The organism is Anaerolinea thermolimosa (genome assembly GCF_001050195.2).
In the GTDB taxonomy this organism is placed as follows: Bacteria; Chloroflexota; Anaerolineae; order Anaerolineales; family Anaerolineaceae; genus Anaerolinea; species Anaerolinea thermolimosa.
The window spans coordinates 2,602,069-2,614,434 of the sequence record NZ_DF967965.1; the positions used below are offsets into that span (position 1 = coordinate 2,602,069).

Below are 12,366 nucleotides of genomic sequence, written 5' to 3' on the forward strand. Positions count from 1 at the left end.
TGATGGCGTAACCCTGGTAATTCGCCAGGGGGCAGCCCTCATTCCTGTTCCTTCACCATTGTTTTACCAATACTGGAACGATCACAGAAGGTAGTTTATAACAAAAAACCTAACACACATCCCTAACATCTGTTTGATATAATAACTTTTGTGCCTCAGAAAAAGATACTGATTTGTCGTTCTAACCCGGTTGCACCCGATCCTCGAGTAGAAAAAGAAGCAAAAGCATTAGTACATGCTGGCTATTCAGTGGATATTCTGGCATGGGACCGTACTGCTATTCAGCCAATGGTAGAAAAACGCAGCGGGTTTACCATCTATCGAATCCCTATCTGCGCTCGTTATGCTGCAGGAATTTTAAATTTACCCCATTTATTACGCTGGCAGATAGCGCTAACCGGTTGGCTCATTCAACACGCCCGAAATTATACTATTATTCATGCCTGCGATTTCGACACTATATTACCCGTCCTCCGGATAGGACGCCTGTTTAATAAAGTGATCGTTTATGACATTTTTGACTTTTACGCTGATCATCTGCGCCGTACACCCAATTGGATCAAGAACTGGATTCGGCACCAGGACCTGCGCGCCATCGATCAGGCAGATGCAGTCATCTTGTGCGACGACATTCGCCTTGAGCAAATTTCCGGTTCTAAACCACGTCGTTTGGAAGTGATTTACAACAGCCCTGAGGACGAGAAAGCCTTCCTACCAGCCTATCAACCATCCCCAGAGGGGTTATTACATATAAGTTATGTGGGGTTAATGCACCTGGAGCGCATGCTCTTGGAGATGCTGGAAATCCTTCGCCATCACCCCCAATGGACACTGGATATGGCAGGATTTGGCGGGGATGAGCCGGTCATTCTGGAAAAACTGCATACTTTACCTAACGTTGTATGGCATGGGCGAGTATCTTACCGTCAGGCGTTAGAGCTTTCACACCGCGCTGACGTACTATTTGCACTTTATGATCCCATGGTGATCAATAATCGTTATGCGAGCCCGAATAAGCTATTTGAAGCTATGATGCTGGGAAAGCCTATCATTGTAGCAGAAGGCACAAACGTCGATCGAATCGTAAAAGAGTGGGGAATGGGCCTCGTTATTCCCTATGGAGACATGGAAGCGTTAGACAAAGCCCTGACTCGCCTCTCCCAAGATACCCTTTTACGAAACCGCATGGGTAAAGCTGCACGTCGAGCCTACGAAACACATTTTGATTGGAAAATAATGAAACAGCGCCTGATTAAGTTGTATGAGGAATTAAACGGCGCATGAAGATTCTATTGGTCGCCAACACCGATTGGTTTTTATACAACTACCGCTTGAATTTTGCCCGCTTTCTACGCGAGCAGGGACACGAGGTAGCATTGGTCTCGCCCAATGGACAGTACGCATCTGCCTTGCAGGGAGCCGGTTTCCGCTGGGTGTGCTGGGAGGTGGGCAGGCAGTCCCTGACGCCATGGAAGGAACTGGGTGCCTTATTGCGACTGGTGAAAATTTATCGAGAGGAACGCCCGGATGTGGTCAACCACCTGACCATCAAACCCGTTTTATACGGAGGGTTTGCCGCTAAACTGGTGGGTGTGCCGCGGGTGGTGAGTAACATCACTGGCAGGGGGTATGTGCTGGTTTCGGAAGAACGCAAAGCGCGCCTTTTACGCCCATTGGTGTTGACATTGTACCGCTTTATCCTGCAATCCGCCCGTCAGCAGGCTCTGTTCGAAAATGATTCGGATCGTAATTTTTTCATTAAACAGGGCTTGATTCGCCCAGAGCGGGCTCACCTTCTCACGGGGTTGGGTGTAGACATAGAGCGTTTCCACCCCGTGGTTCATAATCACAAAGTGCCATTAGTGCTATTTGCCGGGCGTTTCCTGCGAGAGAAAGGGGTAGAAGAACTGGTGGAGGCAGGAAAGATCCTGCGTCAGCGTGGAGTGTCATTTCGCCTGGTGCTGACAGGCGATGTAGATCCGGGAAATCCGCTTTCACTGGAACAGGAGACAGTGCAAACATGGGTCAATACTGGTCTAGCAGAGTGGTGGGGCTTTCAATCAAAAATGGAAGACATTTATGCTCAAGCGGATGTATTTGTGTTCCCTTCCTTTTACGGTGAAGGCTTGCCCTCTGCCCTGATGGAAGCCGCCGCCTGCGGCTTGCCCATCGTCGCCAGCGACCTACCCGGATGCCGCGCCGCCGTAGAGGATGGCGTGAATGGCTTTATCGTCCCCGTGCGGGATGTTGAGTCACTGGCAAACCGTCTGGAAGACCTGTTGCGCTCCGAAGACCTGCGCCGTGAAATGGGGACTGCCTCTCGGCAAATTGCCCTGCAACGCTTCAATCAGAACGCGGTCAACCGTCAGATTCTGGCAGTGATGGAGGGGGAAGAAGGATGAGCCGTCTCCCTGTGATCGCCGGAGAGTCTTTGGTTTGCCCACCTCTGGTGCTGGTCAAAACTCTGTGGTGGCGCGCCAAACAAACCCTGCACGCCCTGCGTTCCCCCCGGCAGGTACAACATATCCGGCACTACCTGATAGAGTGGGCTGATGAAAAGCGGGTGTGGGTGTTTGCTCCCGGACTTTCCTGGCAAAAGCAACTCTTCCAGCGCCCTCAGCAACTGGCAAAAGCCCTGGCAGATCTGGGCGAACGGGTCATTTACCTGGAACCGGAGTGGGCGTGGCATGGAAAACCTCTGGTGATACCTCTGGGAGAAAATCTTCTGCTGTGCTGTGCGCCGCCGCAGGCGCTTTCTGGACTGGAACGCCCCTGGCTGTACCTCTTACCGTGGAGTTACTCGCCCGCCTTTGCCCTGCGCGGTACCCGACTGATCTATGATATCGTGGACGACTTTTCCACTTTCGAGCAGGTGCATCCCTGCCTTCTGGCGCATCAGCACCGTCAGCGCATTACCCGCGCCGAGGTGGTGCTGGTCACGGCACGGCGTCTGCGGGATGCCTTTCAAGCCGAACGGGACGACCTCATCCTTTGCCCCAACGGAGTGGATGTGGATTTCTTTGCCTGCAAACCGGAGCACCTTGCGCCGGAAATCGAAGTACTTCGTAAAGAGGGCAAGCCCATTATCGGCTACATCGGCGCGCTGGCGGAGTGGTTTGATGACAACCTGCTGGAGTCGGTTGCCCGTCTGCGCGCAGATTTGTCTTTCGTGCTCATCGGACCCCAATTGCACGGCGGGCGGGAAAAACGACCCTGGCAGAAATTGCCTAACGTACACTGGCTGGGGGTGCGTCCCTATGAGAGTTTGCCCGGTTACCTCTACGGCTTCCATGCGGTGATGATACCCTTCCGCCTCAACCCGATTACCCACGCCACCTCGCCGCTGAAACTGTTTGAAGCCCTGACGGCGGGCAAGCCGGTGGTGATTACTCCCATGCAGGAAAGTCTCTACGTTCCGCTGGTCTTCCCTGCCAGCACACCGCAGGAATGGAGCGATCAACTGGATCGTGCGCTGGAGCAGGGAGCACAGGAAACATTTCAAAATGCACTGCGTCAGGAAGCCGCGCGGCATACATGGCACAACCGCGCCCGGCAAATCCTGGAAGCGGTGGAGCGCATTTCCTCTCGCTAAAAAGGCCGTCCTCTCATTCTGTCTATGCCTGAGCCTGCTGACGCGAAGGCACCCCTCAACAAACTCGGCGCGCGCTCAAACGCTGGCCTGCCGAAGCGAGTACTTCTCTGCATTGTTCTGAGCAGGAATGAGAATGGTATAATCGCTCTCAACGACACTTTTGAGAACAGGCTGAGAATTTTTTCGTTGAGTAAAGCCCTGACACTGCTGGCTGATCTGGTGAATGTACCGAAAGCGGTGGCGACACTGATTCGCTACCGCGACGCGATCCGCATCCTCACCTGGCGGGATTTTCGCGCACGTTACCGCGGCTCGATCTTCGGTATTCTCTGGGCAGTAGCCCAGCCTTTGTTGATGATGCTGGCATACACGCTGGTCTTTTCCTACTTCCTCAAGGTGCGTTTTGGCTCCAGTGATTCCCCTTTCATCTTTGCAGTGTACCTGCTGTGCGGTCTGGTGCCATGGAACGCCTTTTCCGAGGGCATCAATGCTTCATGCACGTTGATACGCACAAGCCCTAACCTGGTTAAAAAGGTGGTCTTCCCGGTGGAAGTCTTACCGGTCAACCTGACCCTGGTGATGATGATTCAGCAACTCATCGGACTGGCGCTTTTGCTGATCCTGGTGCTGGCAGTTGGGGGAGGCTTGACTCTGTGGGTTCTGTTTCTGCCGTTCTTCCTGTTCTTACAGTTCATGCTTCAAACGGGGCTTTCATGGTTGCTGGCTTCCTTTTCAGTGTTCATCCCCGATTTTCGCCAGGCAACCAGTCTGCTCACCCTGCTGTTGATGTTCATCACCCCTATCTTCTATCCAGAAACGGTTATCCCCGAGCGCTTTCGCTTTCTGGTGACGCTTAACCCTATGGCGCAGATTATCGGTATGTACCGCCGGGTGCTCATGGAAGGTCTGCCGCCCACACTGGAGCAAATCTTCTGGGCGAGCGGGATAAGTTTGCTGTTCTGGATGACGGGGTTTGTCTGGTTCAGCCGCACCAAACACGCCTTTCCGGATTACCTATGAACACTGACGAAGTCCTGCATCTGGAGAACATATCCAAAGCGTATCGCCTGTACAACCGTCAAATCGAGCGGTTAAAAACGCTCTTCCTTACTCCCTTTACTGGTAAGGAATACGCCCGAATCTTCTGGGCACTGCGTGATATCAATCTCTCGGTGCGGCGTGGAGAAGTACTGGGGGTCATCGGAGTCAACGGAAGCGGAAAAAGCACACTCTTGCAGATCATGGCGGGCACGCTGACGCCAACAACGGGACGCCTGGAGCGTCGCGGACGCCTGACAGCTCTGCTGGAACTGGGAGCCGGTTTTCACCCCGAATTTACCGGCAGAGAAAACGTCTACCTCAGCGGGGTGACCCTGGGCATCTCTGAGCAAGAGATGCGTCACCGCTTTGACGAGATTGTGGCGTTTTCAGGCATTGAGGACTTCATTGACCAGCCGGTCAAACTGTATTCGTCGGGCATGTATGTACGCCTGGCGTTCTCCATTGCCACCTGTGTAGACCCGGAAATCCTCGTCGTAGATGAAGCCCTGGCAGTCGGCGATGCCGGCTTTGTGATGAAATGCATGAATCGTATGCGCGACCTGCATGAGAAGGGCACTGCGATTGTACTCGTAACCCACGATGTGCAGACCGTGCGCACACTGTGCGACCGTGCCATGTGGCTTTCGCACGGGGAAATGCGCATGCTAGGCTCTCCTATGGAGGTGACCTCGCAGTACGTTCAGATGCTGTGGGAGGCACAAACACAATCACCCACTCAAATTGACAATACCAGCCCTTTACAGGCAGACGAAAATGGCTGGGTTAACCTAGAGGGACGTTCCGACTTAATCCGATGGGGTAATGGGAGCATGCGTATTGAAGCGTTTCGTGTTAAGACTAGACGGGGCCCCACTTTTATAATGGAAAATGGGGAATTAGTGGAAATTTCCTTACGTTTGCGGGCTCTGGAGAATATACCTGCTGGAGCTAACGGTGCTGGTATCAATTTGCGTAATTTAAAAGGATTAGAAATTATCACTGCCACTACCTATGACGAAGGACAAACCTTTCCTGCTTTACAAAATGGGCAGGTAATGGAGGTATCTTTCCGCTTCGAAAACATTCTTGCTCCAGGTGATTATGGACTGGGGATAAATTTGGAGAATCGGGCGCATTCGAAACCACAGTATTTTGATTTTGTGGAGAATGCTGCTTTTCTTAAAGTAATATCCCAGAAGACTATATTCTCTATAGCATATCCCGCGATTCAAGTTACGATCCATTAGGAATTATGTATGTTAATTAGAAATCTCTTAAGGACGCTTTTTGTGATTTTACAAAAAATCAAGAATAAACTTTTCCAAAAAATTAAGCAATTAATTTTCCTGCTAGATTTGCGACTGAGAAAGCAAATCCCTTTCCCTCATCAATTTTTGATTTTTCCTTCTGAACGTAAACGTGTGCTATTAATATCTCATAAATTTTTTGGTTTTGATGGGAAAGAAATTTATCTGGGTGGAGCTGAGAGATATTTGATTGAGCTTTCCAAAATAATCCGTGAAATAGGTTATGAGCCTGTCATTGTTCAAGCTGGAGATCATGATTGGATGCATTTCTACCAGGGTATTTGGGTAGTTGGTTTGGATACCCATGTCAACCTTTTGGACCCTACTCTTTTTATTAAAGTATTAGAATATTTACAACCCAAGTCTTCTTTAATCATTTATTCCCCCTTTTCTCTATATACACCCCGCTTATCCACCCCTTCAGTTGGGATCAGCCATGGAATTTACTGGGATAGTTACCAAAACCTGATAGGATTATCGTGGAGATTCAGGAAGTTAATCTCATCTATAAAAGGGGTGAAGATACTCGTTTCGGTGGATACCACTACCATAAATTGGATTCGCACCCTAAGTTATCCTTTAGGTAACAAAGTTCGATATGTCCCTAATTTTGTCGATCTGCAATCCTTCTCTCCCAACGAGGCGAATACCCAAGACGATACAATTACAATTTTATATCCTCGACGTTTATATCCTCCTCGGGGATTCTGGCTTGTAGCTGATTGTCTTCCTAATATCCTACAAAAATACCCTCAAGTCAGGTTTGAGTTCGTTGGGCAAGCAGAATTCGAGGAAAAAGTCAAAGTAAATGAATGGCTTCACACTTACCCTGAACAGGTCAAATGGTATTCTTTACCGCCAGATAAAATGCCGCTCGCTTATCAAAGCGCTCACATTGTACTGATACCGACTCTTCATAGCGAAGGCACTTCACTCTCCTGTCTAGAAGCCATGGCCTGTGGTAAAAGTGTGATAGCCACAAATGTAGGGGGACTTCCCGATTTAATTATTAGTGGTTTTAATGGGATATTGATTGAACCTTCTTCTTCTGAGTTACAAAAAGCAATCGAATGTTTGGTTGAAAATCCGGATCTACGCCGGGAATTGGGGAAGAATGCTCGTTTGGTGGCTGAATATTCCTTTAGCTTATCTAGGTGGCAAGATCATTGGCGCTCTATCCTTCTCTCTATGATTCCCCGCCTTGATCTCCCTTCTCAACATACTGGAATAGTTGTTTTCCCTTATTCAGGAATTCCATGGGACAAGATGACCCAGCGACCTCACCATCTCGCAGCTCAACTAACCTCTCACGGATACATTGTTCTTTGGAGTGATCCAGGTGTGCGGATGCTAGAGCCTATTCCTAATCTATTCGTCCTCCCACATAATGGACCGTATCATTGGACATTGTCCAATCCTATCTTATGGATTTATTATCCTTTTAACCTAGATGAGATCAAAAAATACGAAAATTCGCTAGTTGTTTATGATGTGCTAGACGATATTGATATCTATGAGGAAATCGGCCATGAAGTTGCCCAACAAGCACGAGAGAAACAAAAGCGGTTATTGGAACGAGCCGATATAGTGCTTACTTCCTCTCAGGTGTTATGGAGAAGAATTCGTAGATTTCGATCCGATGCTCTATATATACCAAATGGAATTGATCTTCAACACTTTAACCCACAAAACCCACTCCTCTCTCAAGTAACACTTCCCTATTCTCATCCAATTATTGGGTACCATGGAGCGGTGGCGACTTGGTTTGATGCACAACTTCTTGTTGAAGTCGCCCAAATACGCCCTACTTACTCTTTTGTTGTCATTGGCCCGATTTCTGATGATTCTGCACAACAATTACTGGATGCTGTTCCCAATATTCACCTTGTCAAAAGTCTTCCGTATGAAATTCTTCCGGCTTACCTTCTTCATTTTGATGTCGGAATTATTCCCTTCAAGATAAATAATGTTACCCATGCTGTCCGTCCTTTGAAAGCATTAGAGTATCTTTCTATGAAAATTCCAGTAGTAGCAACACCTCTAGAAGAGCTTCAAGGATGGCATGGTGTTTTGACTGCAGCAAATGCTCAGGAATTTGCGCAAAAAATAGATGAGGCATTAACCAATCGTCTTGTTTTAACAGAAAGCGGAGAAGTAAAAAGACTTCTTATCGAATCGAACTGGTCTTATGTGGTCCAACCCCTTATTGATGTTTTAAAAAAGAAATCGAAATCCTAAAGCATATAAAACTCGATGAAAATTCTGATGCGTTTTTTTTCTTTTTTATTCATTACCCTATTCCTCTTCGTTTTTTACTTTCTTTGGGCCTCTGCATTTTCGAAAGATGTTTTTTGGTCTTTAGATGAAGGGGGAAAATACATCTATCTGCAATCCATTTTGCAATGCGGGCAAATTAATACCCCGCTCATCTACCCGGCGCACGCTTTCGATCCCAACCTGGAGCGCGTCCCACTTTACTTTTACATTCTCCGCGATCATCAAATTCATTCCTGGTGGCCTATCGCCTTGCCACTGGTTTCACTGCCTTTCTACAAAGCCTTTGGCTGGCTGGGGCTGTTCCTTCTCCCTGCCGCCGCGGGGACGCTGACAGCCTGGTTGAGCGGCATCCTGGCGCAAAAACTCAGCGGCTCTGTGCGGGTGTGGCGGCTGGCGATTGTACTCACCGGTTTGGCAACGCCGGTGGCATTTTACGCCACACGTTTCTGGGAGCACACCCTGAGCACCGCCGGAGTGCTGGGCGCTCTACTGAACATGCTGGAAGCGGACGAGCATCAACGAGCCCGCTCCGCTGTGCTTGCGGGTATCAGCGGTTCGCTGGCAGTATTCTTTCGCCCGGACTCCGCCTTCCTGCTCATAGGGTTTGGATTGGTATTGCTGGTGCGACGTCCCCGCCTTGCAATCCATACCGTCCTCAGTGCAGTGCTGACTTCTCTGCCATGGATGGTGTTGAACCTGTGGACGGCGGGACACCCGTTCGGTCCGACTTTTGGCAAACTATTGGAAGCCGATGCCTTTTCCGGCTGGCAAAAAGCCGGAGTAAAACTGCTGGCGTATGCCCTGTTTAACCCGCCCCGGGTTGATGCGTTCATCTTTCCCCGCTGGGCGCTTTGGACGGCAAGCCTCTCCCTCCTGGCAGGAGTGGCGCTCGCGTTTTTCCCGCGCCTGCGCTGGCTCTCGCTGACTGCCTTTGGCGGAGTAATTGGGGTTTGCGGGTGGGTAGCATTTCAACCAACCTGGTATCAGGCGGTGCACGGCGCGGTACTGGCAGCGCCGCAGGTGCTTTTCGGGCTGTACTACCTGTTTCGCAAACAGGCATGGAAATCATCTGCTTTCTCTGCCATGCTGGCGGCAAGCTTACTGGTGTACGGGGCGGTGTATCTCTGGCGGGCGTGGGTGGGGGCGGGCGGTTTGCAGTGGGGACCGCGCTACCTGCTCTCATTCTATCCTTTGCTGGTGATTGCGGCTTTGCTGGAATTGCAAGCCTTGAGGCATGCAGAAAACCGCCGCCTGTACTCTGGTGCGCTGGCTTTGTTTGTAGTGGCGTCCCTTATTGGATTAAGCCTTTCGATCCGCGGCTTGCTCACCGCTCGACAACTCACCGAGTGGTACGCGAGGGGGAAAGAAGTGTTGTTGAATCTGGATGCTCCGCTGGTGTTGGAATGGCAGGGCTACGTTATGGATGTTCCTGATCTGTATCTGAGCGGAAAGGTAGTGACTATCCCCGCTCTGCCCGAGCCGCGCCAGCAGTGGGAGACCTTTCTTCGCGGGCAGGGGTACAATCATTATTACTCCGGCACCTTGTTGACGGTGGATAATGCTCCTCTGGAAGTAATTGCCGAACGCCTGAAAGAGCATCCTTCAGGGGTGGTGATTACCCGCGTGGACCTGACGGGGAGGCCATGACAAAAAGACACTCTTCTTCTGCTATGGGGCTGATTATTCTCTCGCTGGCGCTGGCGCTGGGGTACATGTATTACCTCAATATCGAGAAGAACACCCTGGATATGCGCCTTGATTTGCACCGTCAGATTGTTCAAGGAAGCGCGCCCTCGCCTTACCAGTACCGCGTGCTGGTGCCTTTCCTTGCCGAGGGACTCTTTCGGGTGGAACGGCTCTTCTTTCCCGACTACCGCGCGTTTGCGCTTTCCTACATTGTACTTAACGTTGGGGCGCTTTTCCTGTGGCTGTGGGCGGGTTTTCGTCTGCTGAGGGTCTGGTATTGCACCGAGTACGCACTCATCGGCACACTGTTTGTGGCGGCAGTGACGCCGCTGACCTTCTACGACCATTACTTTCAACCCTGGTCGTTCTGGGAAGCGTTTTTCTATCTTCTGGCACTGTTCCTTATGGTAAAGGGATATTGGGGTTGGCTGGCGGGAGTAGTTTTGCTGGCGTCGCTTAACCGCGAAACGGCGGTGCTGATTCTGCCGGCTTTTGCCCTCACCGTGCTGGCGGGAGAGCGCCTGCTCAACCTGCGCGGATGGCAATGGACATGCACCGGCTGGCTGGTGCTGTACTCCCTGCTCTGGGGCGGGGTGCTTTTATTACTGCGCTGGTTGCGTCCTGGTATGCCTCATGTGGAAACGTTGGCACAGATATGGCAATTCAATATCCAGCCCGCTCATTTGTTCAGGGCGGGGGTCCACTGGGGGCTCTTCCTGGGGGGATTCTGGTTGCTGGCGTTCCTGGCTTACCGCCGCGCGCCGCTGTTTCTTCAACGAGTGGCATGGGTACTAGGCATTCATCTGCCATTGATCCTGGTATGGGGTTACTGGCAGGAAGTACGGATGTTGTTACCCCATATCTTCGTATTTGTCGGTTTGGGGCTGGCAGCGTTCCCTGAGGCGCTCAACCCTTCCCCCAATCTCTAGCACCTGTCGCCGCAACAGAAAGCTCAGTCTGGCCATTACTTGCTCATAAATCAAAACCCATTTATCTCTTCATTTCACGGGCAGCCAATCTATCTTTCCACTCCCATCTTTCAAAAGCCAATATTCAATACGCTCCCTTGCCTTGCAAAACCACCCACACCGTACGGGCCAAAATTTTCAGATCCAACCAGAGGGAATAGTTCTGCACATAATAGAGGTCTTCATCGGTATGCAGGTGCATGGGTTTATCACTGCGCCCGTTGACCTGCCACCAGCCGGTGATTCCCTGAGGAACCGTAAAACGCCGTCTTTGCCAGAGATCATACCGCTCAACCAGTTCCGGCATCTCTGGCCGTGGACCCACCAGACTCATTTCTCCGCGCAACACATTAAACAACTGAGGGAGTTCATCCAGGCTGGATCGCCGCAGGAAGCGCCCCACCCGGGTTACGCGCGGATCATCCGGCCGTTTATGGAGAATATGGCCTTCATCGTCCCTCCAGATTACCTGAGCCTGGAGTTTATCTGCACCTTGAACCATGGTACGGAATTTCATCATCCAGAATATCCGTCCATTCTCTCCTACCCGCCGCGCCCGATACAAGACCGGCCCGGGGCTATCCAATCGGATCAGCAGAGCAATCAGGCCCATCAAGGGTAAAGCGAATAGTAATAATAGAAGCGTTACTCCCAAATCAAAAGCACGCTTCACCATGCGCTGATATTCATTCAAAGCCGGAGCACGTAAATCAAGCATGGGTATTCCCGCAAATTCTTCAACCTTCGCCCGGTGTAACGTCAGCGAAAAATAATCTGGAATGACCCAGACCCTCACAGGCAAATCATGTAAAACATTAACGATCTCAGCCAATCGTTGATGTTCAGATCGGGGAAGGGCGATCACCACATCATCTACTCCATGCTCGATGATCACCCGACGAGACACATCCAGCGAACCAAAAATATCCGCATGATCGGCCTGACGTTGCCAGTCATCATCAAGAAATCCGACTACTCTCAAGCCAAGGGCGCTGTTGTCGCGTATATTCTTCTCCAATTCTCGGCCAGTTTCTCCAGCTCCCAAAATTAATACCTGGCGTATCCGAGAGTGTATGCCATTTTTTCTAAATACCACCCGTGCAAGCAACCGCCAGCTCAACAGCCAGCTATATGCAGTTCCAGTGGCCATCAGGAATAAAAATCTTGAGACCTCACGGTACGTCAGGTAAAGAATTCCGGCCAGAGAAAAAGTAGCCAGTAATGATCCAAGCGTCAGGCCAGCGAATTCATCGGTAAAGCGAAAATTTTTTCGTCCATCATACACAGAAAACAACAGCAAAACACCTGCCCACAACAAAGGAAAAATTCCATAGAGACTCCAGGGCAACCTGACAGGCTCCAGAACTTTGAGGAAAGGTAAATAACCTGTCAGCGGTTCGCGCAACTCAGCAGCCAGAAAAAGCGCCGCATCCACAAGCATCATATCCAGAACGATGGAAAAGAGGGCAAAGTTGACAGAAAAGCGCCGGAACAT

The 12,366-nt window shown here is 50.5% G+C and carries 9 protein-coding genes; 8 read left to right on the forward strand and 1 reads right to left on the reverse strand.

Translation table 11 applies throughout. The annotated features are described in order from the left end of the window. The first annotated feature begins 150 nt into the window (after positions 1-150). The 8 genes from ATHL_RS11890 (at position 151) to ATHL_RS11925 (ending at position 10,832) form a co-directional block, all read left to right on the forward strand. Complete coding sequence (locus ATHL_RS11890) at positions 151-1,284, forward strand: glycosyltransferase family 4 protein (protein WP_062193918.1); 1,134 nt, start codon at positions 151-153, stop codon at positions 1,282-1,284. Continuing rightward, positions 1,281-2,402, forward strand: coding sequence for a glycosyltransferase family 4 protein (locus ATHL_RS11895; RefSeq protein ID WP_084001397.1), 1,122 nt, complete (start codon positions 1,281-1,283; stop codon positions 2,400-2,402). Before ATHL_RS11890 ends, ATHL_RS11895 begins: the two co-directional genes overlap by 4 nt. Further along, positions 2,399-3,592: a glycosyltransferase gene (locus ATHL_RS11900; RefSeq protein ID WP_062193921.1), complete on the forward strand. Its 1,194-nt coding sequence runs from the start codon at positions 2,399-2,401 to the stop codon at positions 3,590-3,592. Before ATHL_RS11895 ends, ATHL_RS11900 begins: the two co-directional genes overlap by 4 nt. A 186-nt stretch (positions 3,593-3,778) precedes the next feature. Then, positions 3,779-4,612 (forward strand): ABC transporter permease, encoded by an 834-nt coding sequence (locus ATHL_RS11905; RefSeq protein ID WP_162787690.1) that lies wholly within the window; start codon positions 3,779-3,781, stop codon positions 4,610-4,612. Further along, positions 4,609-5,880, forward strand: coding sequence for an ABC transporter ATP-binding protein (locus tag ATHL_RS11910; RefSeq protein ID WP_062193926.1), 1,272 nt, complete (start codon positions 4,609-4,611; stop codon positions 5,878-5,880). The genes ATHL_RS11905 and ATHL_RS11910 overlap by 4 nt, the downstream gene beginning before the upstream one ends. A 9-nt stretch (positions 5,881-5,889) precedes the next feature. Beyond that, complete coding sequence (locus tag ATHL_RS11915) at positions 5,890-8,178, forward strand: glycosyltransferase family 4 protein (protein WP_062193928.1); 2,289 nt, start codon at positions 5,890-5,892, stop codon at positions 8,176-8,178. 15 nt (positions 8,179-8,193) lie between these two features. Further along, positions 8,194-9,864, forward strand: a complete 1,671-nt coding sequence (locus tag ATHL_RS11920; RefSeq protein ID WP_062193931.1) for a hypothetical protein — start codon at positions 8,194-8,196, stop codon at positions 9,862-9,864. Beyond that, positions 9,861-10,832: a hypothetical protein gene (locus ATHL_RS11925; protein ID WP_162787691.1), complete on the forward strand. Its 972-nt coding sequence runs from the start codon at positions 9,861-9,863 to the stop codon at positions 10,830-10,832. Before ATHL_RS11920 ends, ATHL_RS11925 begins: the two co-directional genes overlap by 4 nt. Before the next feature lie 124 nt (positions 10,833-10,956). Here the strand turns inward: ATHL_RS11925 and ATHL_RS11930 are convergent, their stop codons facing one another. After that, on the reverse strand, positions 10,957-12,366 hold the full coding sequence (locus tag ATHL_RS11930; protein ID WP_062193937.1) for a sugar transferase: 1,410 nt from the start codon (positions 12,364-12,366) through the stop codon (positions 10,957-10,959).

Coding starts and splice junctions, on each gene's coding strand:
- ATHL_RS11910 (WP_062193926.1), top strand. CDS start 4,609: ATGAACACTGACGAAGTCCTGCATCTGGAGAACATATCCAAAGCGTAT.
- ATHL_RS11920 (WP_062193931.1), top strand. CDS start 8,194: ATGAAAATTCTGATGCGTTTTTTTTCTTTTTTATTCATTACCCTATTC.
- ATHL_RS11915 (WP_062193928.1), top strand. CDS start 5,890: ATGTTAATTAGAAATCTCTTAAGGACGCTTTTTGTGATTTTACAAAAA.
- ATHL_RS11925 (WP_162787691.1), top strand. CDS start 9,861: ATGACAAAAAGACACTCTTCTTCTGCTATGGGGCTGATTATTCTCTCG.
- ATHL_RS11930 (WP_062193937.1), bottom strand. CDS start 12,366: ATGTTCCGGCGCTTTTCTGTCAACTTTGCCCTCTTTTCCATCGTTCTG.
- ATHL_RS11900 (WP_062193921.1), top strand. CDS start 2,399: ATGAGCCGTCTCCCTGTGATCGCCGGAGAGTCTTTGGTTTGCCCACCT.
- ATHL_RS11895 (WP_084001397.1), top strand. CDS start 1,281: ATGAAGATTCTATTGGTCGCCAACACCGATTGGTTTTTATACAACTAC.